The 25,774-nt window shown below is 63.1% G+C and carries 24 protein-coding genes and 1 pseudogene; 14 read left to right on the top strand and 11 right to left on the bottom strand.

All coding sequences use genetic code 11. The features are described 5' to 3' along the window. Window positions 1–26: 26 nt before the first annotated feature. From ACIP02_RS23515 to ACIP02_RS23540, 6 genes and pseudogenes are all read right to left on the bottom strand, one after another. Window positions 27–773: pseudogene (locus ACIP02_RS23515) on the bottom strand (IS5 family transposase); the annotation flags it as partial. Between the two features lie 203 nt (window positions 774–976). After that, window positions 977–1,426 carry a hypothetical protein gene (locus ACIP02_RS23520; protein WP_400621299.1) on the bottom strand — a complete coding sequence of 150 codons (450 nt, stop codon included), beginning with the start codon at window positions 1,424–1,426 and terminating at the stop codon, window positions 977–979. 3 nt (window positions 1,427–1,429) lie between these two features. Beyond that, window positions 1,430–1,915, bottom strand: coding sequence for an isochorismatase family protein (locus ACIP02_RS23525; RefSeq protein ID WP_400621302.1), 486 nt, complete (start codon window positions 1,913–1,915; stop codon window positions 1,430–1,432). Between the two features lie 69 nt (window positions 1,916–1,984). Further along, window positions 1,985–3,217, bottom strand: coding sequence for a type II toxin-antitoxin system HipA family toxin (locus ACIP02_RS23530; RefSeq protein ID WP_400621305.1), 1,233 nt, complete (start codon window positions 3,215–3,217; stop codon window positions 1,985–1,987). Further along, window positions 3,201–3,455, bottom strand: a complete 255-nt coding sequence (locus tag ACIP02_RS23535) for a helix-turn-helix transcriptional regulator (protein WP_215521491.1) — start codon at window positions 3,453–3,455, stop codon at window positions 3,201–3,203. The genes ACIP02_RS23530 and ACIP02_RS23535 overlap by 17 nt, the downstream gene beginning before the upstream one ends. A gap of 158 nt (window positions 3,456–3,613) precedes the next feature. Continuing rightward, complete coding sequence (locus ACIP02_RS23540; RefSeq protein ID WP_400621308.1) at window positions 3,614–4,525, bottom strand: LysR substrate-binding domain-containing protein; 912 nt, start codon at window positions 4,523–4,525, stop codon at window positions 3,614–3,616. Window positions 4,526–4,719: 194 nt separating this feature from the next. Between ACIP02_RS23540 and ACIP02_RS23545 the strand changes: the two genes are divergently transcribed. Genes ACIP02_RS23545 through ttdB form a run of 3 tightly spaced genes read left to right on the top strand, consistent with a single transcriptional unit; the run spans window position 4,720 to window position 7,624 of the window. Then, on the top strand, window positions 4,720–6,054 hold the full coding sequence (locus tag ACIP02_RS23545) for a dicarboxylate/amino acid:cation symporter (protein ID WP_400621311.1): 1,335 nt from the start codon (window positions 4,720–4,722) through the stop codon (window positions 6,052–6,054). 53 nt (window positions 6,055–6,107) lie between these two features. Continuing rightward, entirely contained in the window at window positions 6,108–7,007 is a 900-nt protein-coding gene (gene ttdA, locus ACIP02_RS23550) for a L(+)-tartrate dehydratase subunit alpha (RefSeq protein ID WP_400621314.1), read from the top strand. Window positions 7,008–7,015: 8 nt separating this feature from the next. Continuing rightward, entirely contained in the window at window positions 7,016–7,624 is a 609-nt protein-coding gene (gene ttdB, locus ACIP02_RS23555) for a L(+)-tartrate dehydratase subunit beta (RefSeq protein WP_085678993.1), read from the top strand. A gap of 153 nt (window positions 7,625–7,777) precedes the next feature. On the opposite strand, the gene ACIP02_RS23560 is transcribed toward ttdB, so the two are convergent. Continuing rightward, a complete protein-coding gene (locus ACIP02_RS23560) occupies window positions 7,778–8,836 on the bottom strand; it encodes a sigma-54 interaction domain-containing protein (protein WP_400621317.1) in 1,059 nt (352 codons plus the stop codon). Between the two features lie 294 nt (window positions 8,837–9,130). On the opposite strand from ACIP02_RS23560, the gene ACIP02_RS23565 reads away from it, so the two are divergent. The 5 genes from ACIP02_RS23565 to ACIP02_RS23585 all read left to right on the top strand — a co-directional run bounded on the left by ACIP02_RS23565 (window position 9,131) and on the right by ACIP02_RS23585 (window position 17,008). After that, window positions 9,131–10,204: an ABC transporter substrate-binding protein gene (locus ACIP02_RS23565; protein WP_400621319.1), complete on the top strand. Its 1,074-nt coding sequence runs from the start codon at window positions 9,131–9,133 to the stop codon at window positions 10,202–10,204. A gap of 11 nt (window positions 10,205–10,215) precedes the next feature. Continuing rightward, complete coding sequence (locus tag ACIP02_RS23570) at window positions 10,216–11,439, top strand: lipase family protein (protein WP_400621322.1); 1,224 nt, start codon at window positions 10,216–10,218, stop codon at window positions 11,437–11,439. Between the two features lie 12 nt (window positions 11,440–11,451). After that, window positions 11,452–12,651: an LLM class flavin-dependent oxidoreductase gene (locus ACIP02_RS23575; protein WP_400621325.1), complete on the top strand. Its 1,200-nt coding sequence runs from the start codon at window positions 11,452–11,454 to the stop codon at window positions 12,649–12,651. A 4-nt stretch (window positions 12,652–12,655) separates the two neighbouring features. Continuing rightward, window positions 12,656–14,209 (top strand): ABC transporter substrate-binding protein, encoded by a 1,554-nt coding sequence (locus ACIP02_RS23580; protein WP_400621328.1) that lies wholly within the window; start codon window positions 12,656–12,658, stop codon window positions 14,207–14,209. 222 nt (window positions 14,210–14,431) lie between these two features. Then, window positions 14,432–17,008, top strand: a complete 2,577-nt coding sequence (locus ACIP02_RS23585; protein WP_400621331.1) for a TonB-dependent receptor — start codon at window positions 14,432–14,434, stop codon at window positions 17,006–17,008. 81 nt (window positions 17,009–17,089) lie between these two features. Here ACIP02_RS23585 and ACIP02_RS23590 read toward each other — a convergent pair whose 3' ends face one another. Together ACIP02_RS23590 and ACIP02_RS23595 are read right to left on the bottom strand one after the other, a co-directional pair. Further along, window positions 17,090–17,821: a hypothetical protein gene (locus ACIP02_RS23590; RefSeq protein ID WP_400621334.1), complete on the bottom strand. Its 732-nt coding sequence runs from the start codon at window positions 17,819–17,821 to the stop codon at window positions 17,090–17,092. A 237-nt stretch (window positions 17,822–18,058) separates the two neighbouring features. After that, a complete protein-coding gene (locus ACIP02_RS23595; protein WP_201201019.1) occupies window positions 18,059–18,361 on the bottom strand; it encodes a DUF3077 domain-containing protein in 303 nt (100 codons plus the stop codon). A 197-nt stretch (window positions 18,362–18,558) separates the two neighbouring features. Between ACIP02_RS23595 and ACIP02_RS23600 the strand changes: the two genes are divergently transcribed. Then, a complete protein-coding gene (locus tag ACIP02_RS23600) occupies window positions 18,559–19,182 on the top strand; it encodes a glutathione S-transferase family protein (RefSeq protein ID WP_400621338.1) in 624 nt (207 codons plus the stop codon). Window positions 19,183–19,225: 43 nt separating this feature from the next. On the opposite strand, the gene ACIP02_RS23605 is transcribed toward ACIP02_RS23600, so the two are convergent. Next, complete coding sequence (locus ACIP02_RS23605; protein ID WP_400621340.1) at window positions 19,226–20,395, bottom strand: MFS transporter; 1,170 nt, start codon at window positions 20,393–20,395, stop codon at window positions 19,226–19,228. 94 nt (window positions 20,396–20,489) lie between these two features. On the opposite strand from ACIP02_RS23605, the gene ACIP02_RS23610 reads away from it, so the two are divergent. From ACIP02_RS23610 to ACIP02_RS23625, 4 genes are all read left to right on the top strand, one after another. Next, window positions 20,490–21,389: a LysR family transcriptional regulator gene (locus ACIP02_RS23610; protein ID WP_400621342.1), complete on the top strand. Its 900-nt coding sequence runs from the start codon at window positions 20,490–20,492 to the stop codon at window positions 21,387–21,389. A 184-nt stretch (window positions 21,390–21,573) separates the two neighbouring features. After that, window positions 21,574–22,551, top strand: a complete 978-nt coding sequence (locus ACIP02_RS23615; protein ID WP_400621345.1) for a D-2-hydroxyacid dehydrogenase family protein — start codon at window positions 21,574–21,576, stop codon at window positions 22,549–22,551. Window positions 22,552–22,606: 55 nt separating this feature from the next. Next, window positions 22,607–23,545 carry a 5'-nucleotidase gene (locus ACIP02_RS23620; RefSeq protein ID WP_400621348.1) on the top strand — a complete coding sequence of 313 codons (939 nt, stop codon included), beginning with the start codon at window positions 22,607–22,609 and terminating at the stop codon, window positions 23,543–23,545. 170 nt (window positions 23,546–23,715) lie between these two features. Then, a complete protein-coding gene (locus ACIP02_RS23625) occupies window positions 23,716–24,486 on the top strand; it encodes an SDR family NAD(P)-dependent oxidoreductase (protein WP_400621351.1) in 771 nt (256 codons plus the stop codon). Window positions 24,487–24,554: 68 nt separating this feature from the next. Here the strand turns inward: ACIP02_RS23625 and ACIP02_RS23630 are convergent, their stop codons facing one another. Next, window positions 24,555–24,719 (bottom strand): hypothetical protein, encoded by a 165-nt coding sequence (locus ACIP02_RS23630; protein WP_177410275.1) that lies wholly within the window; start codon window positions 24,717–24,719, stop codon window positions 24,555–24,557. A 227-nt stretch (window positions 24,720–24,946) separates the two neighbouring features. Between ACIP02_RS23630 and ACIP02_RS23635 the strand changes: the two genes are divergently transcribed. Continuing rightward, window positions 24,947–25,711 carry a hypothetical protein gene (locus tag ACIP02_RS23635; protein WP_400621355.1) on the top strand — a complete coding sequence of 255 codons (765 nt, stop codon included), beginning with the start codon at window positions 24,947–24,949 and terminating at the stop codon, window positions 25,709–25,711. Window positions 25,712–25,774 lie beyond the last annotated feature (63 nt).

Genomic DNA, 25,774 nt, shown 5'->3' on the forward strand with positions numbered 1-25,774 from the left:
TTCTTGTTCTGGCGCCTGTACCGGCCTTATCGCGGGTAAATCCGCGATAAGGCTCTGTACGAAAAGGATTGTCGAAAACACCGCATGGAACAAGCCAGTGAAACTATGGCGGCATAGCTTTTCGCGAACTTGTTGAAGCGTGTCACGATCCTGCGATTCTCTTTCAGCCAGCCAAACATGCGCTCGATGATTTTACGTTGTCGGTAGTTGGGCCGATCAAACAGCCTGGGTAAGCCAGGCTTGGGTTTGCGCTTCATTGATCGCAGCAGGATGACGGGCTGCATTCGATATTGATCGCAGTAGTGGGTTAGCGCTTCGGCGTCGTAGCCCTTGTCGGCAAGCAGCCATTACAGCGTTCACCCGGACGACCACGCTGGCTTGAGGGAATGCTGACTTCATCCAACAGAGGCTGGGCGTAGCTAATGTCACTGGCTTGACCGCCATAGAGAAGAAAGCGCAACGGTGTCCTGTTGGCGTCGCAGAGCATGTGGATTTTGGTTGTCAGGCCGCCTCGACTGCGGCGTAGAGCGTGATCGTCAGGCCCGTCAGCCTCCTTTTTTCCCGGCGCCAGATGAGGCTCGGGTTGCACGTACTGCGGTTGAGTCAATCATCCAGGTTTGCAGATCGATCAAACCTTGTTCATTCAACCTCAGGTGCAAGCGTTTGAGCATCTGATCGAATGTCCCTTGGTTTCGCCAGCCCCGAAATCGTTGATACACCGTTGACCACGGGCCAAATCGATCCGGCATATCTCGCCAAGCAGCACCGGAGCAGGCCTTTTCATAACTCACCGGCATTAGCGCATGCCCGCACAGGTACAGCTTCAACTCGTAGGAGCGGGTTTACACCGCGAAGCAAGCAACACGGTGCATGGCACCGGCTGCGCCGATGTTCGCGGCTAAAGCCGCTCCTACATAAGCTGTGTGGGAGCTGGCTTGCCGGCGATGGGCTGCGTAGCAGCCCCAGTAACGTGCGGTTAGCCCGCCTGCACGATGATCTGGCTTTGCAAGTCACGGATCATCACCTCCAGCGCCAGCTTCATGGCGCTGAAGTCGTCAGGCGAGCACACCACGTTGGCCGCGCTGACCTTGAAGTGCCGCTCCACCACCACGGCATTGCCGTCCTGGGTATAACGCGCACTGTAGTCGACATCACCGTCATGCAACTTCACGGGCTTGGGGATTGCCAGTACGTTGACCTGGGCCGGGAACTCGATGCGCGAGGTCTCCACCGTGTCGTTGCCCATGCACACGAAACTCTGGCTGCGTTGCTTCTCCAGGGTAAAGCTGTACACGTTCTGCGAGGTACCACCGGCCAGGCTGGTAAGCGTCGCTACGCCAACCAGCCCGGGCAGGTTGACCAGGTTTTCCGTGCGACCATCTACAGTGCTGACAAAGTCGCCGTCGGCAGCAGGCGGCGCAATCATGCGTTAGTGGTTGCCGACCAGCTCCGCCAGCACCTCGGCCGAGGTGGTGACCTGGCGGAAGTGGTGCTGCCACAGTTGGATGCCCAGCTTGCCCGAGCGGTCCAGCGAAGAGCCTACCGTCATGTCGGTGACCAGGGTCGGCGTCAGCCCGGCATCGAACAGCGCAAAGCCGGCAGCCAGCACGCAGGTTTCGGTCTGCAGCCCACACACCAGCACCCGCTCCACGCCCAGTTGGCGGATGTACGCGATCGCCTCGGCGCTCTGCCCGTAGCCATGCTTGACGAATACCTGGTCGGCCTCGACCAGGCTCTCGTCATCGGCCGCCGGATGCCAGCCCAGTTGGCGCTCGAAGGGCGTGACCTGTTCGTCATGCAACTCGACCGAGGCAACGGTGGGGATGTGCGCCGACAACCGGCGCAGGCCATCAACCAGCCACTCGGGAGGGCTGAAGGTGGACTGAACATCGACGATGAGCAAAACCTGGCGCATGAGCGGATTCCGGCAGGGGCAAAAGCCGCGGAGTATAACGCGGGGCCAACGCAGTGGTCGCCCGGCACGCTAGGGCACGATACTTCTAGCCAGCCCTGCAGCCCATGCAGCGGCCATTTTCGCGCCCACTTCATCAAACGCTGGATGACTGCGCCGGTAGGCCGACATTTCTGCCATTGCCTGCGTCATGCCAGCCTGCACCCTGCCCAGCAACTCATTGCAGCGAGCTTCAGTAAGGTTGCAGGCGGTACGCCCGAATTGCACCAGCAACTTGCGCTTGGGCCACGCTTTCGAGCCCCCCAGCAGCAGCCCCATGATGTCGTGGCTGCTGTACACCGTCGTTGTCACTAGGTCATACGCAGGCGCCAGCCAGATGTCTGCGTCTTCGGCGCAATGCTCATAGAGCAGGCCGAAGTTCTTCAAATGCGCATCACCGTTCTGGATGCCCGCGCACAACGCTACCAGGGTGAAAAAGTCTTCCAGCGCGCGTGGTACTCGGCTAGGCGTGACATACAGCTTGATCAATTGCGCACAGCCTTGGTAGCTGCCGTCGTACTTCTTACGTGTGCCCCACCCCGACAGCACGCACATGTCCTCAAACCCGAGGTAGGCGTTTTCGCCGATGTCAAAGCGCTGAACCACCAGAAACCTGCCTTGCTGGCTGAGCTGGAATTCAGGCACTTCAAGGCCACAATGCAACGCCGCCCGCATGCAGAAAAATTCGTTGGCCGCCAACTGCGGGAAGTCTGCTTCGTTGAATGCCTTCACCAGGTGCGTGGCGCCACGGTGGGTAAGCCGGTCAACAGCATGGGCGGCAGCATCGATATCCCGCACCAGCACTTTGGGCTGAACGCCCGACACGCCGGAGTACGCCGCATAGGTGCCTAGCAACTCGGCGAACAGGCCTTCGGCACCGTCGTGAACCAACAGGTTGGACAGCGTTATCCCCGGCATCGGGTCGTCGCCCTCCTGCTGGGCGATGCTGATTCGACCAAGCTGGTGGGGGCCGACGATGCCCAGCAGCGCGAAATCATCAAACCCGCGCAACGACTTGCTGAAGCGCCGCATGAGCTCTTCTTTCAGGTGCCCTTCAGGCAGGTTCATCTCGAACAAGGGGTGTATTCCATACTCCCACTTATAGCTCTCCAGTCGCGTCGGCATGGTCAACGAGACGGCTTGAGCTTCTTCAGCTGCGGGGTCATAGGTGAAGACCGTGTCACGCGGGTTCTTGTCACTGCGCCCCAACGTGCCGACAGTGCTGCCGCCTGCACCGATGTACAGGCGATCATTCGGCCTGATCATGGATACCCCCGGCTTTCAGTTCATCCAGTGTCCTGCGTCGGCGCTTGGGCGTAGCGGTCAGTTCATAGCCCAGGCCCTCCAGGATCGCGACAACCTTGCGAATGCCGACTTCGGGGATCGAATTGTTTTCGATCCCCGAAATGGTTGCCCGGCTCATGCCGTGACGTTGCGCGAGCTGGGCCTGAGAAAGCCCGGCGTCTTTACGCAGTCTCTTGATCAATGCGCCCAAGTCATTCATACACCACTGCACCATATACAATGCATTTCTGGTAAAAACCACATAAGTGCATCGTATTTGATTCAACAAAGGCTGTATAGGTGTTTCTCGAAGCAAGGTGTTCGGCGTGATTCTCGCAGCGCCTGTCAGCCCCTACTCCTTGACTGAGCTGAAAAGCCTTACTGCCACGCCGCAAACTGATCGCCTTCGCGGAAAAACGCACGCAGATGCTCGACAAAACACGACACCTTGGCCGACAGGTTGAGGCGCTCCAGGTACACCGCATAGATATCCGCCGGCGGCGTCTGGTAGTCGCCCAGCACCTCCGCCAGGCGCCCGCTGCGCAAATGGTCGGCCAGGTTCCACTCGGCGCGCAGCAGAATCCCCTGCCCGTCAAGCGCCCAGTTCAGGGCCACCTCGCCATCGTTGGTACTGAGGCTGCCATGCACCTTTACCGACTCACTCTGCTTGCCACGGCTGAGCCGCCAGATGCCGAACGCTGCATCGTTCTGGCGCAGCACGATGCAGTTGTGGCTGGCCAGGTCTTTCGGTGCTTCGGGGGTGCCGTGCGCCTCCAGGTAGCTGGGCGCGGCACATAAACGACGGCGGTTGGCCGCAATCTTGCGGGCAATCAGCCGCGAATCCGGCAACTCGCCAAAGCGAATGGCCACGTCGATGGCATCGTTCGGCAGGGCAATCGGCCGGTCGGTCAGGTGCAACTGCACTTCCACCTCGGGGTAGCGCCGGGCAAACGAGGACACCGCCGGCCCCACATGGGTACGACCAAAACCCAGCGGTGCATTGACCCGCAACAACCCCTTCGGCTCGGCACGGCTGCTGGACACCTGGCGCTCCATTTCTTCGATTTCGCCCAATATCCGCCGGGCATTCACCAAATAGGTCTCGCCCTCGGCCGTCAGGCTGATGCTGCGTGTGGTGCGGTTTAGCAGGCGCACACCCAGGCGCTGCTCCAGCTGTGCCAGGCGCTTGGAGACCGCCGGCGGGGTCAGGTTCAGCTCGCGGGCGGTACCCGCCAGGCTGCCGACCCTGATCAGCTGGGTGAAGAAGGCCAGCTCCGATACCGGATTCATAATTAACCTGAGGGAAACAATGAGTTGAATTTCATTGTATTACAGCATTTTTAAAAAACCATTACCTTCTGCCCTGCGTGATTAACCCCAAAAAAGCTGGGCTCTTCGGCCGCCAAGGCCAGGTGTGACCCGCACCCCACAAGCAGCCCGGCCGCCAGATAAATCCGACTCACAACAATAATTCGGAGACGGCAATGGCCAAGCGATTGTTCGGCAAGCTTTACGTACAGGTATTGATCGGCGTCACCCTCGGGGTGCTGATCGGAGTGTTCTGGCCACAGGCGGGTGCAGACCTGAAGCCCATCGGCGACGCCTTCATCAAACTGATCAAGATGGTCTTCGCCCCGATCATCTTCGCCACGGTGGTACTGGGCATCGCCAAGATGGAAAACATGAAGGAACTCGGCCGCGTGGGCGTGCGCGCACTGATCTACTTCGAAGTGCTGTCCACCTTTGCCCTGGTGCTGGGGCTGGTGGTGGTCAATATGGTGCAGCCCGGCCAGGGCATGAATGTCGACCCGGCCACCCTCGATGCCAAGAGCATCTCCACCTACACCGCCGCGGCAGCCGGCAACAGCGGTGGCTTCATTGACTTCATGCTGCATGTGATACCCGGCAGCGTCACCGACGCCTTCGCCAAGAACGAGATCCTGCCGATCCTGCTGTTCAGCACCTTGTTCGGCATCGCCCTGTCGCACCTTGGCCCTCGGGGCAAGCCCCTGGTCGATGTGCTGGAAGCGTTCTCCCACGGCATGTTCTTCATCGTCGGCATGATCATGCGCGTGGCCCCGCTGGCCGCCTGCGGCGCCATGGCCTTTACCGTCGGCAAGTACGGCCTGGGCTCGATCGTGTCGCTGGGCAAGCTGATGGCGACCATGTACCTCACCTGCTTCCTGTTCGTGGTGATCGTGCTGGGTGCCATCGCACGGCTGTCCGGTTTCAACCTGTGGAAGTTCCTCAAGTACCTCAAGGAAGAACTGTTCACCGTGCTGGGCACCAGCTCGTCCGAATCGGTCGTGCCGCAGTTGATGAACAAGCTGGAAAAGGTCGGCGTGTCCAAGCCGGTGGTCGGGCTGGTGATCCCTTCGGGCCTTACCTTCAACCCGGACGGCCAGTGCATCTACTACACCATGGCCGCCATTTTCATCGCCCAGGCCACCAACACGCCGCTGACCCTGATGGACCAGCTGATCGTGCTCGGCGTGCTGCTGCTCACCTCCAAAGGCTCCGCAGGCGTGACCGGCTCGGGTTTCATCACCCTGGCCGCGACCCTGGCGACCATGGACAACATCCCGGTGGCCGGCATGGTCCTGCTGCTCGGCGTGGACCGCTTCATGTCCGAAGCCCGGGCCATCACCAACACCATCGGTAACGCCGTCGGCACCGTGGCCATCGCCAACTGGGTCGGTGCACTGGACAAGCAGCACATGACCAAAGTGCTCGACGGCCAGGTACCGCAAGAACAACCCGAGCCGGTGGCGACGCGCCCTGCCCTGGCACACATGGAGGCTGGCACACCAACACCCTGACCTTTCGATAACAGCAAGCACTACCCGCCTTGAGATGCAGTGAGGAAATAATCATGGACAAAGAAACCGCCGTGTCATCGCTTACCGACGTGATGGCCAAGTTCACCGCCTATATCGGCAAACGCCTGCCCCGCGACGTAAAGGCCAAGACCGCCAAGTTGCGCGCAGCCGAAACCAACCCGCTGGCCATCGCCGTGTACGACTCGATGGCCGACAACCAGGAATATGCCGACAAGCTCAACCGCCCCAGTTGCCAGGACACCGGGGTAATCCAGTACTTCGTCGCGGCCGGCGCACGCTTCCCGCTGTTGGGAGAGATGGAAAGCATCCTCGAGAACGCCACCAAGGAAGCCACCATCCAGGGGCCGCTGCGCCACAACGCAGTGGAAACCTTCATCGAGAAGAACACCGGCACCAACACCGGCTCCAAGATCCCGTGGCTGGACTGGGAAATCATCCCCGATGCCGACTACGCCATCGTCGATGTGTACATGGCCGGTGGCGGCTGCACCTTGCCGGGTTCGGCCAAGGTGCTGATGCCGGGCCAAGGGTATGAAGGGGTCACCGAGTTCGTCTTCGATGTCATCACCTCGCGCGGTGTCAACGCCTGCCCGCCGTTGTTGGTGGGGGTGGGGGTTTCGACGTCGGTGGAGACTGCGGCGCGCCTGTCGAAAAAGGCCATCTTGCGCGAAGTGGACTCCAGCCACCCGAACGAAAGCGCGGCGATGATGGAAAAGCTGCTGGAAGACGGCCTCAACGAAATCGGCATCGGCCCGCAGGGCCTGACTGGCAACAGCAGCGTGATGGGCGTGAACATCGAGTCTTCGGCGCGTCACCCCTCGACCATTGGTGTTGCGGTATCCACCGGCTGCTGGGCGCACCGCCGCGGCAAGATCCGCATCAACGCCGACCTGACCTATGACATCCTCTCCCACGAAGGGGTGATCCTGTGAAGAGCCCTGTGAAAAAGATCATCAGCACCCCCATCAGCGACGAAGACCTGGCCAGCCTCAACGTGGGCGATGTGGTTTACCTGACCGGCCAGTTGGTCACCTGTCGTGACGTTGCCCACCGCCGGCTCATCGAGCTGGGCCGCGAGTTGCCGGTGGACCTGCGTGGCGGCGCAATTTTCCACGCCGGCCCCATCGTCAAGAAGAAAGAGGATGGCAGCTTCGAAATGGTTTCCATCGGCCCGACCACCAGCATGCGCATGGAAAAGTTCGAAAAGCAGTTCATTGAACAGACCGGTGTGAAGCTGATTGTCGGCAAGGGCGGCATGGGCCCGGAAACCACCACCGGCTGCCTGGAGAACAAGGCCGTGCATGCGGTATTCCCCGGCGGCTGCGCGGTGCTGGCGGCGACCCAGGTGGAAGAGATCGAACGCGCCGAATGGCAGGACCTGGGCATGCCGGAAACCCTGTGGGTGAACCGCGTGCGCGAGTTCGGGCCACTGATCATCTCCATCGATACCAAGGGCAACAACCTGTTCGAGCAGAACAAGGCCCGTTTCAATGAGCGCAAAGGGGCAGTGATCGAGAAGATCAACAGCCAGGTGCGGTTTATCAAGTAACCGAACCCTACGCGGTCATTTGTAGGAGCGGCCTTGCGTCGCGATAGGGCCGCAAAGCGGCCCCAGAATTTCAGCGTTAACACATGAATTGCTGGGGCCGCTACGCGGCCCTATCGCGACGCAAGGCCGCTCCTACAAAGACCGCGTAGCCGCTCATGCTTTTGTCAGCTCACCAATCTTCTCCAGCCGCGCCCGCACGATGTTGCGGCTGATGTTGAGCAACCGCCCTGTCTGCAACTGGTTCCCATGGCAGTACCGGTACGCTGCCCTGAACACCGTCTCCTCGATATGCTCATACAAATTCGGCACATTCTGCTCGAACAATGCCAGCAACGCGCTTTCCAGATCAGGCGCCGCCACGCCGGGCGCCGGCAGGTGCGGATGCGCAGCTTGCGCGGCTACGGCAGGCCGCATATCCACCAGGTGCAGGTCCGCCGGCGCCACCACCTGGTAGCGGCACACCAGCAACGCATGGTGGATGGCATTCTCCAGCTCACGGATGTTGCCCGGCCAACTGTGCGCCAGCAACTTGCGCTCGGCATCCGGGCTCAGCGATGCACGTTCATAACCCAGGCGCCGGCAATGTTCCTCGATGAAGAATTCCGCCAACGGCAGGATATCCCCCGGCCGCTCGCGCAGCGGCGGCAGGCGGATGGTCGCCACGTGCAGGCGGTAGAACAGGTCTTCACGGAAATGCCCCGCCACCACCGCATCGGCCAGGTTGACGTTGGTCGCCGCCACCAGCCGCACATTGATCGGGATCGGTGTACGTGACCCCAGGCGTACCACTTCGCGCTCCTGCAGCACCCGCAGCAACTTCACCTGCATGTTCAGTGGCAAATCGCCAATCTCGTCGAGGAACAGCGTGCCGCCATTGGCCGCCTCGAACCAGCCGGCCTTGTTGGCCGTGGCGCCGGTGAACGCGCCTTTCTCATGGCCGAACAGCTCGCTCTCCACCAGGGTTTCGGCAAAGGCCCCGCAGTTGACTGCCACGAAAGGCTCACGCCCTCGGCGGCTGAGGTGATGGATATGCCGGGCGACCAGTTCTTTGCCGGTGCCGGTTTCGCCAATGATCAGGGTGTTGGCCTCGCTGGGCGCCAGGCGCTCGATACGGCTGAGCAGTTCCTGCGAGCGCGGGTCCTTGAACACGAGCACGGTGGCACGCACCGACTTGGTCAGCTCGCGGGCATTGGGGTGGGTGATCAGCGACATAGGGGCATTCCTGGCAGTTGACGCGCTGGCCCATAGTGCATGAAACAAATTAGATCAAAAAATTATTAATTAATATTTATATATTCAAATTAGGAATATACGATTTTCCAGCAGCGGCCTGCTGCTCCAGCAGCAACCCGCCAGCACTCACCTGCCCGCCGATCAGCAGGCCCGCCTTGCCTCCTCCCCGCCGCGGTTGATTGAAAGCCACGTAATCAAAGGCCTGCAGCCAGTTTCAAAGAGGCTGGCATGCATTTCGCTCCTGGCCCGTAGAACCTTTGCCTGGAGCTGCACATGAACAATCCCTGGCGTCATGCCCTCGCCCTGCTGGGCGGCCTGTTCCTCAGCCTGGTTGCGCTGGCAGCCGAGCCACCGGCGGCGGTGCGCATCGCCATCGTCGCCTTCACCCAGGGCGGTACGCCGGTATTCGGCGGCATCCCCGGCCGGGTGATCGAAGAAGGCTGGCTGGAAAAGCAACTGGCCGCCCGCGGCGTAAAACTGCAATGGACCGCCTTGCCGCATGCCGGCGCCGGGCCGCAGATCAACGAAGGCTTCAGCAACGACAGCCTGGACTTTGCCGTGCGCGGCGACCTGCCCTCGGTGATCGCAGGCGCCGGCCAGGTGCCGGGCAAGCTGGTGGTGCCAGGCGGCAGCGGCAACAACATCTACCTGGTCGTACCCAGTGACTCCACCGTGCGCAGCATCCACGACCTCAAGGGCAAGCGCCTGGCTATCCACCGTGGCCGGCCCTGGGAGTTCGCCTTCAGCAACTTCCTGCAAAGCCAAGGCCTGCAGTTGAGCGATTTCAAGATCGCCAACCTCAACCCGCAAGTTGGCGCCGCAGCGGTGTCCGCCGGCAAGGTCGATGCCGCCGTGCTGCTCAACGAAGCTTATGCCCTGGAAGACAAAGGCGTGGCACGCATTCTCTGGTCAAGCAAACAGGGCGCCAACGACTGGCGGCTGGTCTCGGACCTGTGGGGCACCGACCGCTTCGTGCAGCAGCACGCCGACCTCACGCAACTGGTGGCCACCGCCTGGGTGCGCGCGGCCTGGTGGATCTCGCAGGAACAGCACCGCGACGCGTACTACGCGCTGTCATCGCGTGCCGGCGTCAGCGAAAGCGTGCTGCGTCGCGACGACCAGGACGACCCGGTGGCGTGGCAGGCGCGCTGGGCGCCGAAAAGCGATGCCCAGCTCAAGGCCCACTACGACGCCCTTGGCCAGTACGCCCTGGCCAATCGGCTGATCCGCACGCCTTACGACATCACCCACGACCTGGCCACCGGCTTTACCCGCCAGGCGCTGATCGACCTGCAACTGACCCACTACTGGCCGTCCCTCGACGCCCAGATCAGCCAACAACCTTGAGAGCCTTACCCATGAAACTGCCTGCTTCGCTCGTCTTCGGTCTCAGTGCCCTGGCCCTGTCCATCGGTGCCATGGCCGCCGAAACCTATGCCCCCAAACCTGACACGCAGCAGGGCGATGGCCGCGTCTCGGCCTTCTACACCTGGAGCAAGGCCATCCCCGCCACGCCCGGCAAGCTGCTGCGCAGCGAACCGCTGGAGCAGGCGCTGAGCCTGCCCCACGCGGCCAGTGCGCAACGCATTCTCTACACCTCGCTGGACGGCATCGACGGCAAGACGCCGATCGTGGTCTCCGGCGCGCTATTCATTCCCAAGGGCAAGGCACCGGCTGGCGGCTGGCCGGTCGCCAGCTGGGGCCATGGCACCGTCGGCGTGGCAGACATCTGCGCACCGTCGTGGGCCGGCCGCAGTTACCGCGATGTGCAGTACCTCAACCGCTGGCTGGACGAGGGCTATGCCATTGTCGCCACCGACTACCAGGGCCTGGGCGTGCCCGGTGGCCACCCGCTGCTGAACAACCGCATGGCCGCCTACGGCATTCTCGATGCCGCCAAGGCCGTGGTCGCCGGCGTGCCGGGGCTGGCCGACAAGGTGCTGATCATCGGCCAGTCTCAAGGCGGTGCCGGCGCCTTTGCCGCCGGAGCTTATGCGGCCACTTATGCACCAAAACTGGGGGTCAAGGGCAGCATCGGCACCGGGGTGATCTACACCGTGGGTTCGAAGAGCGTCGGCGAGCAGGACCAGAACAAGGTCGACCCGGCCCTCGCCTACGGCTTCTACACCCTGCTTGCAGCTCAGCAGTACGACCCGAGCATCGACCCACGCGATTTCTACACCGACAAGGCCCTGCCGCTGTTCGAACAGGCGCGCAGCAGCTGCCTGTCGTCGCTGGTCAGTGATGTGGTCGGCACCGGCCTGACCCCGGCCAACGCCAAGAAGGACTATCAGGGCGACCAGCTCAAGCCATGGCTGGCACAGGTGTCGTACCCGACCCTGAAACTGGCGCAGCCGATCTTCATCGGCACCGGCGCCGAGGACAAGACCCCAGCTGCCGCCACCCAGGTGGCGCTGATGCAGGACGCCTGCAAGGCCGGCTCGGTGGTACAGGGCCACTTGTACAAGGGCCTGGGCCACAGCGAAACAGTGAATGCCTCGCTCAAGGACTCGATCCCCTTCGCCCGCCAGGTCATCAGCGGCCAGCCGGTTACCCCCAACTGCAGCCCAAGCGTTCAGTAAGGAGCACACGCCATGAGCATCGAATTTTTCACACGCCTGCCCCTGCACGGCGAAACCCAGTTCCTGCCCGGCGACCCGCGCAACCGTGGCGATTGGCATGCCGGAGGCCCCAGTACCGGCGCAGTATCCGGCTTTGCCGTCGGGGATCATTTCACCTACATCGACTATCTCGGGCAAATCGCCCGTGCCGCTGAAATCAACGGCTTCGGCGGCGCGCTGATGGTCAACGCACCCACCGGAGAAGAGCCCTGGACAGTGTGCTCGCTGCTGGCCCGGGAAACCCGCACGCTGAAATTCGTCACCGCCTTCCAGCCCTACCACTACACGCCCTGGGTGGCCGTGCAACAGGCCGCGACCTACCAGCGCGCCACCGGCAACCGCCTGGTGTGGAACATCATCAATGGCGGCTCGGATGCCATCCAGCGCCAGGTCGGCGACGTTGAGGACCACGACCAGCGCTACGCCCGCGCCACCGAGTTCATGGACGTGGTGCGCGGCTATTGGCACAACGAGCAGTTCCACTATGAAGGCGCCTATTACCGGGCCGAAGGCGGCGGCCTGCGCGGCCCGCTGAAAAAGGCCGAACTGCCGCTGATCTGCACGGCCGGCTCGTCGGTGGCGGCGCGCGAGTTCGCCGCCAAGCATGCCGACTTCTACCTGATGCGCGCCGAGCACCCGGACGAGATCGCCGCGCTGGTCGCCGATATCCGCGCTCGCGCGCTGAAGTGGGGGCGCAGCGACATCCGCTTTGGCCTGTCCATCGACGTGATCGCCCGCGACAGCGAAGAAGCGGCGCGGGCAGAGGCCAAGCGTTTCTTCGACGAAGGCGTGGCCAAGGGCACGGTCAAGGCCCGCGCCGCCCACGCCGGCCTGCGCACCGCGCGCAAGCTGAGCTACGAGCACGGCTACGGCGACCAGGACGAAGCTAAGGCCTTCGACGACTTCTTCATCCACCCCAATGTGTGGACCGGTTTCGGCTACATCGGCATCCCGCCGGGCTGCGCGCTGGTGGGCAGCTACGCCAACGTGGTGGCGCGCATCCGCGAGTACCACGGCATCGGTGTCGACCTGTTCTTCCTGGCGGGCTACCCGCACCTGGAAGAAGCCTACCGGATTGGCGAGCACATCCTGCCGCACTTCCGCGAGCAGCGTGCGCCCTTGGCCCGCCAGCCCGTCGCCTCCGTGCAACTGCACGCCAGCAACGGGGCCTGACGCCATGGCCTGGGACGGATACCCACTGAGCCGGCGCAGCTTTCTCGGCCACGCCGGCGTACTGGCCGGCGGGGTGCTGGCCGGCTGCGGCCCGGCCGACAGCCCGACCCACGTCGCAGCCGACCAACCGCGCCATGGCGGGCGCTTGCGCCTGGGCATCATCGACGGCAACCAGAGCGGCAACCTCGATGCTCACAAACCGATCGGCAGCGGCATCGTCCGTGGCTTTGCCCTGTACAGCAAGCTGTGGGAATGGGACGAGCAGATGCAACCGCGCCTGGCCTTGGCCGAGTTCGCCGAGCCCAATGCCGATGCCAGCAGCTGGACCCTGCGGCTGCAACCCGGGCTTGAGTTCCACCACGGCAAGACCATCGACGCCGACGACCTGATTTTCTCCATCCGCCGCCTGACCGACCCGCAACTGGCCTCGCCCTACGCGGCACTGCTGCATTGGGTCGACCGCGACAACCTGGTCAAGCTCGACGCACGTACCGTGCGCCTGGGCTTCCGTGAAGGGCGCAGCTACCTGCCCCTGCCGGAAACCTGGGTCAACTTCGGCGGCATCGTGCCGGTGGACTACCACCCGGTGACCAACCCGGTCGGTGCCGGGCCCTATAAACTGAAAAGCTTCACCCCCGGCCAGCGTTCGCTGTTCACCCGCTTCGACAACTACTACAAACCCGGCAAGCCCTATGCCGATGAACTGGAAATCATCGATTTCAAGGACCAGACCGGCCGCCTGGCGGCGCTGCGGGCCGGGCAGATCGACATGGCCAATGTGATGTCCACCGAGCACCTGCAAGTGCTGCAGGCCGACCCTCGGTTGCGCCTGCTGAAGTCGGTGAGCGGCAACTGGCTGTCGTTCGACATGAACACTGCCAAGCCGCCGTTCAACGACCCACGGGTGCGTGAGGCGTTTCGCCTGCTGGCCGACCGCGACGAGCTGGTGCGCCGTGCGCTGAACGGCCAGGGCCGGGTGGCCAACGACCTGTATGCACCGTTCGACCCCACCTTTGACCACAGCATTGGCCCGCGCCCGCATGACCCACAGCGTGCTGCGCAGTTGCTGCGCCAAGCCGGGCACGCGCAGTTGCAGGTGGAGTTGGTGACCACGCCAGGGCCGGGGCTGGCTTCCGCCCTGGTGCTGGCCGAACAGGCGCGGCGCATCGGCGTCACCGTTAACGTGCGCCAGGTCGACCTGGCGACCTTCCAAGGCCCGCAGCGTGATGACTGGACCTTGAGTACAGGTGGCAGCATCGGTGCCCCGTTCCTGGCCAGTGCCATCCATACCGACGCGCCGTTTGCCGTGGCCAACAAGACCCATTTCAACGACCCCGAATTCAGCGACGCGTTCCTTGCCGCCATGGCCCAACCGGACCTGGAGCAACGCAAGGCGCTGGTGCACCGTGCGCAACGTATCCAGTACGAACGTGGCGGCATGCTGATCTGGGGCTTTGCCGACCTGCTCGACAGCGTCAGCACTCGCGTGGGTGGCGCGCAGGCCGAGCAGTCGCTGTTCAGTACCTGGCGGTTCGAGAGCTTGTGGCTTAAAACCTGAGCCCGCTGTTACGCGGTCGTTGTAGGAGCGGCCTTGTGTCGCGATAGGGCCGCAAAGCGGTCCCAGCAATCCATGCACCGACGCTGAAATCCTGGGGCCGCCTTGCGGCCCTATCGCGACACAAGGCCGCTCCTACAACGACCGCGCCAATTCCAACACCAACCGCAGGCGCGGCTGCGCCCTCGCTTCCCCCCCAATCCCTTATCCAACGAGGCCCAGCCAATGCCCCGCGTTACCTTGCTGCACCCCAAATTCCAGCCCAGCGCCCTGGCGCTGGCCATCCTCACCGCCAGCGCGCCGCTGGCGCATGCCGAAGACACCCAGCTGCAAACCGTCACCGTGCAGGCCGAACAGGCCGACGACGAAGCCCTGCCAAGCCGCCCTCCCGCCTCGATCTACGGCGGCCTGGAAGCCAAGGTGCTCGACACCCCGCGCTCGGTCACCCAGATCAACGCCGATCAACTGGCCCGCGACCCGATACGCAGCTCGGACGACCTGGTCAAGTACGCCCCCGGCATCACCCGTGGCGGCGGCCAGAACGCCGGCATCGCGCCGCAGATGCGCGGGCAGAACAGTGAAGTGTTCCAGGACGGCCAGCGCGCCTACGGCGTGCGCCACCCGGCCAACTTCAATGCCTACGAAGGTGCCGACATTGTCGCCGGACCGTCGTCGGTCACCTACGGCTCGGTCAGCGGCAGCGGCGGCTATGTCAACTACCTGAGCAAGAAACCCGACTTTAACCGCTTCCGTACCAAGCTCAGTGGCGAGATCGGCAGCTGGATCCCCGACGGTGAATCACGTGATGCCACCAAATTCAGCATCGACAACACCGGCCCGCTGAGCGACAACCTGGCCTACCGGGTGAGCATTACCCGCCAGCGCCAGGAAGACTTCTACGACAACGTCGAAAACAACTTCGACGCCTTCTACGGCGCACTCGCCTGGCGCAACGACAACCTGCGGGTGGACTGGAACGCCGCCTACGACGATTACTACGACTACAACATCACCCACGGCTGGAACCGCGCCACCCAAGACCTGGTCGACCACGGCAAATACGCCGCCGGGCGCGCCACGCCGATCATCCAGAACGGCAATACCCTGTGGTCGCCGGTATTGTCCTCCGGCGCGGCCGACGCTCAGGTGCTGGGCTGGGTGCAGCGCCAGCGCAATGCCCAGGGCCAGTACCAGGTGGTCGATGGCAGCTTCCAGGGCGCCTCGCCCAATACCCAGGCCAGCCCTGGCAGCCTGCGTGGCTGGGTCTACGACCCGTCCCTGGCGGGCAACGGCCAGGCGTCGTTGTCGTCACAGACCGGCCAGCGCGCGCAGGATGAAAACCGCTCGCGGCGCTTTACCACGCAACTGCGCGTGGAAGGTGACCTGAGCCCGTCGATCACCCTGGCCAACAGCACCTTCTACCAACACTCCACCGACACCACCGATGCAGTGGGCGCGTTCCAGGTGCAGGGCAAGGACGACATCTTCGACAACCGCTTCGAGTTCCGCGCCCGCGGCCAGTGGCAGCTGGGCGCTCTGACCCTGATCGACGACAGCAACAGCGGGCTGATCTACCGCCGCGAGCGCAACGAATCGATTGCTGCCAACAACCACTTCGGCAGCACCATCAACGCCTATGACCTGACCCTCGACCCAACCTTGAAAAACCCCGGCGACCTGCTCGGCCTGGGCGGGCGCAACCCTGCCGGCGGCAATGGTGCGTGGATCGGCCAACCTGGCGTGCCGCAGTTATCCAGTTACTACGGCTGGCTCAACCTGCCGGCCATGTACCCGGCCGGGCATGGCCTGTATGCCGAGTCGGTGGCGCCGTACACCGCCGACAGCACCTGGAGCACCAAGACCCTGTTCAGCCAGCACAATTTGCGCCTGGGCGAGCATGTGGGGCTGAACATCGGCGCCAGCCGCAGCTGGATCGACGCGCGCATTGACAACCCCTTCGTATTACCGGGCGGCAACCCGCGCAAGGACTCGAACAACTACCGGTTGTTCTCGGTGCAAGTCAGCCCCTATGTCAAACCCACGGAAAACAGCACCCTGTACTACACTTTCGACCGCTCGCTGGCGGTGAACACCGGCTTCTTCACCAATGGCCTGGGCTGGGGCAGCGGTGCCGGGGCCAACCAGCTCAACCCGCTGGCCTTCGAAAGCCTCAGTGTGTTGCATGAAGTGGGCGTGAAGGTGGAAGCGGTGCCCGACCAGCTGTTCCTGACCCTGGCAGCCTACCGCCAGGCCCGCGACCAGGCGCCGGACAGCAACAACAACATCGCCCGGCTGATCGTCAAAGGCTGGGAGGCAACCTTGCGCTATCAGGACCAGAACCTGCGCAGTGGCCTCAACCTCAGCCGCATCAGCGCGTACAACGAATTCACCAGCCAGGCCGGGTTCGCTTCGGCCGGCTTCATCCCCGACAACGGGACGGTGTTCGGCGACAACAACAGCCTCAACCAGCGCCCGTCTGGCAAGTTCGATGCAGTGCAGATACCTGAGTACAACGCAGGTGGCTATGTCGACTACCGGTTTGATTCAGGGTTTGGTGTGGAGCTGTCGGGCTGGTGGACCAGCAGCTGGTACCTGAACCTGAGCAAGACCGTGAAAGTGCCGGACGAATACAACCTGGACCTGGCGGTGTACTACCGCCAACCGCAGTGGGGGGTGACAGTACGCATGCTCAATGTCACCGATGAGCTGAATTTTGTCAGCGGGCTGGCGGGGTCGACCAATACCTTCCTGCAACCGATGCCGGGACGGACGTTGTTGGCGCAGGTGGATTATCAGTTCTGATTTGCCACCCCAGACGGGCTTTCTTGTGGGAGCGGGCTTGCGCCGCGTGGGCGGCGCTCGATCGCACAGGCAATGCAGATGTCACGGCAGGCGACGGCGCTCACATCGTGCCAGGCAGGCATAACCCAGGCCAAGCAGGCCAAGCGCCAGTACCCCCAGCAACACCATCAGCTCGCGGCTGTAGCGGGCCACTGTTGCCGGGAAACCGATGACCTCGCGGTACACCTGCACATTGGCCGCACCGTCGGCATGCCGGATGCCGACCCCACCCTGACGGATCTGCGTAAAATCAGCGTCGAAATACACCCACACCTTGCAGGCGCCACCTGGCTCGATGGCCGGGATCTCCACTTGCGCAGTGGCATGCTCCAGTAGCGTGTCATTGCCGGCAGCGTCGCGCACCTGCACCAGGCCCTTGGCTGGCAGGCGGATCTGCACCTGGCGTACCTGCGCGTCACCGCTGTTGCGCAACTCTATGAGCAAGCCGGTTCGGTGGTCGACCAACCCGGCCTCGAACGGTTTGGCGAACAGCTGGGCATACGGCGCCTGGGCCATTTCGATCAGGCGCTCGACCTGGTCGTGGCCCAGCTCACCCTGGCTGATACTGTTTATGCGCCCCTGCAGCTGCTCGTACTTGAGCTGCTCGCTGGCCTTGCTGATGCGCTCGCTGAACTGGCCGGGGTAGGTGAGGTAAGCATAGGTCAAGGACGCTTCCAGGCGCGGGTTGCCCCTGAACAACGCGTAAGCAGCCAACAGGACCATCAGGCCAATCAGCACGGTGACCAGAAGCTTCCCCACCTTGTCCCAGCTCAATGCGTACTTCCTTCTGACGTGGTACAGACGATTAAAACCGCTAAAGGGTGCCAACTTCGCGCCCCCCAGGCAACCCTGTCTAGGGTTTGTACGAAAAGTGCCTGCGCGACGATCATGCTGCGTTGAAAACAGGCTCGGAATGCTCATTTACAACCCGTAAAGTCGGGCGCGACCCCGGCCGTTCCTCGCCTGTTTTCGCCTTGCCTGATCGCCGCTCGGCGACTTTTCGTACAAACCCTAGGCTTCGCCCTCGCCTTCGCGCGCCTGACGCATCTGCTGCAACTGGCCATCGATCAGGGCCTTGGCCATGCCGGCCAGGTAGAACGTGGCCTTCATCATCACCTTGCGGTCGCCAGGCCTGTCAATGGCCTTGCGGGTGATTTCGGTGATGCAGCCCATGATGCCCGATGCTTCCATCAGCGCTGTACGCATTGGCAACTGCGGCCGCATTTGCACCAGTTCGGCATCGGGGTTGCCAAACCGGCTGGCGGCACGCACGACATTCAGTTTGCTGTTGTCTTTCGGGGTGTCGTTTTCCATGTCCATTCCTCGGGGGTTGAGCGTGCCGAGACTAGGCGCCAACCTGCCTCACCACAATGACCTATGGAGTGGAGTGGGTTACTTTCGGAAATGGACTACAAGATTCCTACAAAGCGCACGCTGATCCGTTGATCGGCCCCTTGACCGGCACCCGGCAGTGGCGGACGATCAACCACCCCCACATCAGGACGAACACCATGCTACGGATACTCGGCAGAGCCTCATCCATCAATGTGCGAAAAGTCCTGTGGGCCTGCGCTGAGTTCGAGGTAGCGTTCGAGCGCGAAGACTGGGGCTCGGGCTTCCAGCCCACCGACAGCGCCGAATTCATGGCACTGAACCCCAACGCCATGGTCCCGGTGATCCAGGATGGCGACTTCACGTTGTGGGAGTCCAACAGCATCATCCGCTACCTGGCCAACCGCTACGGCGCCACCGCGTTCTACCCGGGCGAGGCGCAGGCGCGGGCCAGGATCGACCAGTGGATCGACTGGCAGGCTTCGGACCTCAACCGCTCCTGGAGTTACGCCTTCATGTCGCTGGTCAGGCACTCGCCCGCTCACCAGGACCCGCAGGCGCTCGCCGCCGGTTGCGCAGACTGGTCGCATTACATGCACATCCTCGACCGCCAACTGGCCAGCACCGGTGCCTATGTGGCGGGCAGCCAGTTCACCCTGGCCGACATCCCGATCGGCCTGTCGGTCAACCGCTGGTTCGAAACACCGTTCGACCACCCGCACTTGCCCGCCGTGCGCGATTACTACGAACGCCTGAGCGAGCGCCCGGCCTATCACCTGCATGGCCGTAACGGTACGCCGTAAACTAAAAAAGGGGGCGCTAAGCGCCCCCCGATACCTCAAGCCGTTACACCGCAAGCTGCCCCGCCGCCGCTCGCCCACGCCAGGCAAACAGCAGCACCATCACCAGCCCCACCGTCGCCATCGCCGCTCCCGCCTGGGAAATTGCCGGGTAGCCCAGGCCTGCGTTGATCACCGCGCCACCCAGCGCCGCGCCAATCGCATTCCCCAGGTTGAACGCGCCAATGTTCACTGCCGACGCCAGGTTGGGCGCATCCTTGGCCGCCTCCATCACGCGCATCTGCAGCGGCGGCACCAGGGCAAAGCTGGCAGCGCCCCAGACCAGGATTGCCAGCGCCGTCGGCAGCGGCCAGTCCAGCACCAATGGGAACACCAACAACACGGCAATCAGTACCGCCAACGACAGGATCAACGTGCGATCGATCGAGCGGTCAGCGGCTTTGCCGCCCCACACGTTGCCCAAGGTCAGGCCGACACCGAACAGCACCAGCATGGCCGTGACGAAAGTAGTGGACGCCGCCGCTTCGCTCTGCAGGATTGGCGCAATGTAGGTGAATACCGTGAACATCGCACTGGAGCCCACCACGGTCAGCAGCAAGGCTGCCAGCACCGGCCCGCGGCCAAGCACGCGGATTTCGGCCATGGCGCCATCGCCTTTGGGCGTCGGCACATTGGGCAGTGCGTACCAGAGCGTGGTCATTGCGATCAGACCAAGCCCGGCAATGCCCCAGAACGCCGTGCGCCAGCCGAGCATTTCACCAAACCAGGTTGCCAGCGGCACCCCGCCGATGGTGGCCAGGGTCAGGCCCATGAACATCGCCGCCACCGCCCCGGCGCGCTTCTCGGGCGGTACCACACTGGCTGCGACAATCGCGCCAATGCCAAAGAACGCACCGTGGTTGAGTGAGGTGACCACGCGAGCCACCAGCAGGCTGGTGTAATCGCTGGCCAGGGCCGACATCAGGTTGCCCAGGGTAAAGATGGCCATCAGCCCGATCAACAGGTAACGCCGCGGGATCTTCACCGTGGCCAGGGTCATCAGCGGTGCGCCGATCAGCACACCGATGGCATAGGCGCTGACCAGCAGCCCGGCAGCGGGAATGGAAACGCCAAGGTCAGTGGCGATACTGGGCAACATGCCCATGGGGGCGAACTCGGTGACACCGATGCCGAAGGCACCGATGGCAAGTGCGACAAGAGGTGGATTGATACGCATGGCAAGCTCCTTATCTATGCCGCAAATGCTACGATCCGTTTCAAAATCGCACTAGACTGCATTTTTGCGAACCACCTTTGCTTATGAGGCACAAATGGACTTCAGTGGAAGATCCGGCGAGATGGAGATATTTGCCAGGGTGGCGCAGGAAGGCAGCCTGTCTGCTGCCGCCCGGGCGTTGGGCCTGACGCCCTCGGCAGTCAGCCGCATTCTCGCCCGCACCGAACAGCGCCTGGGCACGCGCCTGCTGCTGCGTACCACCCGGGCGCTTACCCTTACCCCCGAGGGCGAGGCGTACCTGCGTGGCGCGCGGCGGGTGCTGGCCGACATGCAGGAGGTTGAAGAGGCGATTACCGACCAGGGCGTGCCACGCGGGCGCTTGCGGGTCAGCGCGGCACTGGGCCATGCCCGGCTGACCGTGGTGCCGCTGCTGGCAGCGTTCAGTGCGCGCTACCCGCAGGTGCTGGTGGACCTGACCCTCAGCGACGAAGTAGCCGACATTCTCGGCGGCCAGGCCGACGTCGCGCTGCGCTTCGGTCACCTGCCGGACAGCTCACTCAGTGCCCGCGCCATTGGCGAAACCGGCCAGGTGGTGGTGGCCTCGCCAGAGTACCTGGCGCGCTGTGGTTCGCCGCAGGTGCCGGAAGACCTGGCCAGGCACAACTGCCTGCGCTTCAACTTCCGCCGTGCAGCGCCGGACTGGCCGTTTCGCCGTGACGGGCAAGTGTTCTCGTTGAAAGTCGCAGGGAACATTGAATGCAGCAGCGGCGAAGCACTGGCGCAACTGGCCAGGCTTGGCGCGGGCATCGCGCGTATTGGCACCTTCACCGTGGCCGATGACCTGGCCAGCGGGCGGTTGCTGCCATTGCTGGAAGCGTACAACCCCGACGACCGCGAGCCGATCCATGCAGTGTTCGTCGGTGGCCCGGCGATGCCGGCGCGGGTGCGGCTGTTTGTGGATTTTCTGGTGGAGCATTTGTCACGTAATGCCTAGGTGGCACTGCTGTTTCGCCATACCTTTTGCATCGCCTGTGAGATCGAGCGCCGCGCGGGCGGCGCTCGATCTCACAGGCACCGGACATCTCAAGGCAAGCACCTGTAAGCCCCTACTGCTTAACTGACGGGCCGCCAGCTGGGTTATCTTTGGTGCCTCACCGTAAAACCAGGGCCAGGCCACCATGCACATTGTCATTCCCGACGATTACCAAAATGTGATCCGCACGCTCGACTGCTTCAGCCGCCTGAACGCACACACTGTCAGCGTCTTGCATGAACGCCAGCCGGCAACGCTGGAGCAATTGGCAGCACGCTTCGCCGATGCCGATGCGCTGGTCCTCACCCGTGAACGCACGCGCATCGACGCCGCCTTGCTCGACCGTCTGCCCAAACTGAAACTGATCAGCCAGACCGGCAAGGTGTCCAGCCACCTCGACCTGGCTGCCTGCACCGCACGTGGCATTGTCGTGACCGAGGGGCGCGGCTCGCCGGTAGCCCCTGCAGAGCTGGCCTGGGCGCTGATCCTCAATGCCCGCCGGCAACTGGTGCCGGCCATCGATGGCTTTCGCCAAGGCCACTGGCAAGTCAACATGGGCCAGGCGCTGGCCGGCCAGGTGCTGGGCATCTGGGGCTACGGCAAGATCGGCCAACGCCTGGCGCGCTATGCGCAGGCCTTCGATATGCCGGTACTGGTGTGGGGTAGCGACAGCAGCCGCGCCGCCGCCGAGGCAGACGGCCACCGGGCGGCAACCTCGCGTGAGGCGTTTTTTGCTGAAGCGGATATTGTCAGCCTGAACTTGCGCTTGTCGGGACAGACGCGCCATAGGGTTACCTTCGATGACCTGTCGCGCATGAAGACTGACGCTTTGCTAGTCAATGTCAGCCGCGCTGAACTGATTGCACCGGGGGCGTTGCTGCAGGCACTGGATGCGGGGCGGCCGGGTTACGCAGCGGTGGACGTGTACGAGGACGAGCCCGTGCTCGACCCCGGCCATCCGCTGCTGCGCCACCCCCGAGCGCTCTGTACGCCGCACTTGGGTTATGTAGAGAAAAATGGCTACGAGCTGTACTTCGGCGACGCCTTTGACAATGTGCTGGCGTTCTTCGACGGCGTGCCGCAAAACGTCGCCAACCCGCAAGCGCTGCCTGCCCGAACCTGATCCAGTGGAAGGCTCACCTACTCTGACAAACCCAGCCACTTGCAGGAGCAGCTTCATGCCCTACCCCATTGAAGAAAAGCTGGTGATCGGTGTCGCTTCCAGCGCCTTGTTCGACCTCAGCATCTCCGACGACATCTACCAGACCGAGGGCGTCGAGGCTTACCGTCAGCATCAGCAGCAGAACCTGGACGACCCCTTCCCCAAAGGCGTGGCGTTCCCGTTCATTCGCCGCTTCCTGAGCATCAACCAGGCCTTCCCCGCTCAGTTGCCGGTGGAAGTGGTGCTGCTCTCGCGCAATTCGCCAGAAACCGGCCTGCGCGTATTTCGCTCGATTAGCCATTACCAGCTGGACATTACCCGCGCAGCCTTCATGTCGGGCCGCTCGCCCTACGAATACATCCCGGCGTTCAATGCCTCACTGTTTCTCAGTGCCAACGAGGAAGATGTGCAAAAGGCGATCGACGCCAACTATCCGGCCGGGCGGGTACTGCCAACGCGCATCTACGACGATGAAATCGACACCGAGCTGCGGGTGGCCTTTGACTTCGATGGCGTGATTGCCGACGACGAAGCAGAGAGCGTGTTCAAGCGCGACAACAACCTGGACGACTTCCAGGAGCACGAGCGTGTGCACATGGGTACCCCGCATTCGCCGGGGCCGTTGGCAGACCTGTACCGCAAGCTTTCGCTGATTCGCATGCTTGAAGACCGTAGGCTGGCCGAGGACCCGACATACAAGCGTATCCTGCGGATTGCCATTGTGACGGCGCGCAATGCACCCTCGCATGAACGGGTGGTGACGACCTTGAAGAATTGGGGCGTGTCGCCGGACGAGTGCTTCTTTCTGGGCGGGATGGAAAAGCCCAGGGTGCTGTCGATCCTCAAGCCGCACGTGTTCTTTGACGACCAGCGCAGCCACCTGCAGTCGCCGGCAGGGGATTTGCCGATGGTGCATGTGCCATTCGGAGTGGCGAACCGGGGTCTCTCGGTGTAGGAGATCACCCAGCCCTTCAGGCTACGCTGTCTCGCAGGAAACGTTGGCAATTGTGGGAGCGGGCTTGTCCCGCGAAGCAGGCAACGCGGTGTCTGGCACCGGCTTTGCCGGTGTTCGCGGGACAAGCCCGCTCCCACAAGTTATCGCCAAATCAATCAAGAAGGCCCCTCATGAACCTTATCCCTGGATTGTCCGGCAAAGCCAATGTACTGATATGCGGTGCCAGCCAAGGCATCGGCCTGGCAACGTGCCGCGCGTTACTGGCACGTGATGACATAAACCGCGTCTGGGCCGTGTCGAGACGGGCCAGTACCTATGAGCCTCTGCAGGCACTTACCCGGCAATATGGCGAACGCCTGCGGCTGGCAGACTGTGATGCGCGCAATGAAACAGCACTCGCTGCGCTGGCGAACCAAGTGGGAGGTGCAGATGACCACCTGCATCTGGTCATCTGCGCCTTGGGCATCCTCCACCAGCAAGGCGCCAAAGCCGAGAAGTCGCTGGCCCAACTGGACCTCGCCGGCTTGCAGGCCAGCTTCGCCACCAATGCATTTGCCCCCATCCTGCTGCTCAAACACCTGCTACCGCTGCTGCGCAAACAGCCCGCAACATTCGCAGCCCTGTCGGCCCGGGTCGGTTCGATCAGCGACAATCAGCTGGGCGGCTGGTACAGCTATCGGGCGAGCAAGGCGGCGCTGAACCAGCTGTTGCATACCGCAAGCATCGAACTGAAACGCCTGAACCCGGCCGCTACCGTGTTGGCGTTACACCCGGGGACCACTGACACCGAGCTGTCACGCCCCTTTCAAGGCAACGTGCCAGAAGGCAAGCTCTTCGAGCCGGCGTTTTCCGCGCAGTGTTTGATCGAACAGATCGGCCGGTCAGGACCGGCGGAAAGTGGCAGCTTCTGGGGATGGGATGGCCAACGTATAGCGTGGTGACAGCCTTGCCTCGTGCCGGGTACGCTGTTGCAGCCCGGCCGAGGCAGTGCGCTCCATCGCGGGGCGGCTTAGCGCGGGCCGCCGCCCTGATGGCCACCAAAGCCACCCCCACCGCCATGGCCACCACCGCCGTGACCACCGCCACCACCTGGCGGCATGAACATCCAGCAACCCGACAACGCGGATACCAACGCAGCCACCAGCGCTGCGCGGAAAAGGTGTTTCGACTTCATTGCAACGCTCCACAAGGCTAGATCGGCTGCCCGCCGTTGGCTGATTCGGCAGCGGGCGGATTTTAGGGCTGAGGGGTGATGGCACGGTGAAACTTTGCACATCTTTACCGTTGCTGCCGACAGTTCGCGTAACCTGTGGGAGCGGGCGCGCCCGCGAAGCGTTCAACACGGTGTATGGCGCCAGCTTTGCCGCAGGGCGCACGCCCACACAGTAGGGATACTGCGCGATGACCTTGTTCTACCTGAAACTCATCATCACCCCGCTGCTGATGTGGGCCATCTCCCTCGCCTCGCGCCGCTGGGGCGGCCTGCTCGGCGGGCTGCTGTCCGGCATGCCGATCACTTCGGGGTTGGTGATCACCTTCCTGTGTCTGGAGCAAGGTACGGCCTTTGCCTTGGGCGCTTTGCCCGGCGCCCTGGGCGGCTTGGCGGCGGTGCAGGCTACTTACGCTTTCTATCTGATGGTTACGCGCAGGCTCGGCATCGCTCCGTCCGTGCTGCTGGCGTTGCTGTTCTATGGCCTGATTGCCTATGCATTTACCCATTGGGGCAACCTGTACCTTTCAATTGCCGTAACGCTGGTGCTGATCGGAGTGCTGATACGCGCCAGCGGCCGCGAGCCCAAACCAGGCACTCTGGCTCGCCCCGGGCAACGATTCTGGGAGATCCCCCTGCGCATGGTGTCTGCCACGGGCTTGCTGATGATCATCACCAGCCTGGCCAGCTGGCTGGGCCCGGCGACCAGCGGGATGCTCGCGCCGATACCGATGATTGCCTGGCCGCTGGTGGTGTTTGCCCATGTGCAGAATGGCCGGGCCGGCATGGCGGCAATGGTGCGGGGCAACGCGATCGGCGCGGTGGGGGTGATTGCGTTTTACCTGGTGTTGGCGGGGCTGCTTGAAGCGTGGGGCGTGGGCATTACCATCAGCCTGGCCATGCTTTGCGCGGTGGTGCTGACGGTTGGGCTGGCCACTGTGTTGCGGCGGCGTTGAGCAGCTCGCAGGGCTTTTAGCATCGCCTATGCGATCGAGCGCCGCCCGCGCGGCGCTTGATGG

Origin of the sequence: Pseudomonas sp. NPDC089408, assembly GCF_044749445.1 — a bacterium.
In the GTDB taxonomy this organism is placed as follows: Bacteria; Pseudomonadota; Gammaproteobacteria; order Pseudomonadales; family Pseudomonadaceae; genus Aquipseudomonas.

What these genes read in the sequence shown, in the direction of transcription:
- ACIP02_RS23625 (WP_400621351.1), top strand. Translation starts at nt 23,716, where the DNA reads ATGAACCTTATCCCTGGATTGTCCGGCAAAGCCAATGTACTGATATGC.
- ACIP02_RS23560 (WP_400621317.1), bottom strand. Translation starts at nt 8,836, where the DNA reads ATGTCGCTGATCACCCACCCCAATGCCCGCGAGCTGACCAAGTCGGTG.
- ACIP02_RS23615 (WP_400621345.1), top strand. Translation starts at nt 21,574, where the DNA reads ATGCACATTGTCATTCCCGACGATTACCAAAATGTGATCCGCACGCTC.
- ACIP02_RS23535 (WP_215521491.1), bottom strand. Translation starts at nt 3,455, where the DNA reads ATGAATGACTTGGGCGCATTGATCAAGAGACTGCGTAAAGACGCCGGG.
- ACIP02_RS23520 (WP_400621299.1), bottom strand. Translation starts at nt 1,426, where the DNA reads ATGATTGCGCCGCCTGCTGCCGACGGCGACTTTGTCAGCACTGTAGAT.
- ACIP02_RS23540 (WP_400621308.1), bottom strand. Translation starts at nt 4,525, where the DNA reads ATGAATCCGGTATCGGAGCTGGCCTTCTTCACCCAGCTGATCAGGGTC.
- ACIP02_RS23580 (WP_400621328.1), top strand. Translation starts at nt 12,656, where the DNA reads ATGGCCTGGGACGGATACCCACTGAGCCGGCGCAGCTTTCTCGGCCAC.
- ACIP02_RS23525 (WP_400621302.1), bottom strand. Translation starts at nt 1,915, where the DNA reads ATGCGCCAGGTTTTGCTCATCGTCGATGTTCAGTCCACCTTCAGCCCT.
- ACIP02_RS23595 (WP_201201019.1), bottom strand. Translation starts at nt 18,361, where the DNA reads ATGGAAAACGACACCCCGAAAGACAACAGCAAACTGAATGTCGTGCGT.
- ACIP02_RS23585 (WP_400621331.1), top strand. Translation starts at nt 14,432, where the DNA reads ATGCCCCGCGTTACCTTGCTGCACCCCAAATTCCAGCCCAGCGCCCTG.
- ACIP02_RS23570 (WP_400621322.1), top strand. Translation starts at nt 10,216, where the DNA reads ATGAAACTGCCTGCTTCGCTCGTCTTCGGTCTCAGTGCCCTGGCCCTG.
- ACIP02_RS23610 (WP_400621342.1), top strand. Translation starts at nt 20,490, where the DNA reads ATGGACTTCAGTGGAAGATCCGGCGAGATGGAGATATTTGCCAGGGTG.
- ACIP02_RS23630 (WP_177410275.1), bottom strand. Translation starts at nt 24,719, where the DNA reads ATGAAGTCGAAACACCTTTTCCGCGCAGCGCTGGTGGCTGCGTTGGTA.
- ACIP02_RS23635 (WP_400621355.1), top strand. Translation starts at nt 24,947, where the DNA reads ATGACCTTGTTCTACCTGAAACTCATCATCACCCCGCTGCTGATGTGG.
- ttdA (WP_400621314.1), top strand. Translation starts at nt 6,108, where the DNA reads ATGGACAAAGAAACCGCCGTGTCATCGCTTACCGACGTGATGGCCAAG.
- ACIP02_RS23575 (WP_400621325.1), top strand. Translation starts at nt 11,452, where the DNA reads ATGAGCATCGAATTTTTCACACGCCTGCCCCTGCACGGCGAAACCCAG.
- ACIP02_RS23605 (WP_400621340.1), bottom strand. Translation starts at nt 20,395, where the DNA reads ATGCGTATCAATCCACCTCTTGTCGCACTTGCCATCGGTGCCTTCGGC.
- ACIP02_RS23530 (WP_400621305.1), bottom strand. Translation starts at nt 3,217, where the DNA reads ATGATCAGGCCGAATGATCGCCTGTACATCGGTGCAGGCGGCAGCACT.
- ACIP02_RS23545 (WP_400621311.1), top strand. Translation starts at nt 4,720, where the DNA reads ATGGCCAAGCGATTGTTCGGCAAGCTTTACGTACAGGTATTGATCGGC.
- ACIP02_RS23620 (WP_400621348.1), top strand. Translation starts at nt 22,607, where the DNA reads ATGCCCTACCCCATTGAAGAAAAGCTGGTGATCGGTGTCGCTTCCAGC.
- ACIP02_RS23600 (WP_400621338.1), top strand. Translation starts at nt 18,559, where the DNA reads ATGCTACGGATACTCGGCAGAGCCTCATCCATCAATGTGCGAAAAGTC.
- ACIP02_RS23565 (WP_400621319.1), top strand. Translation starts at nt 9,131, where the DNA reads ATGAACAATCCCTGGCGTCATGCCCTCGCCCTGCTGGGCGGCCTGTTC.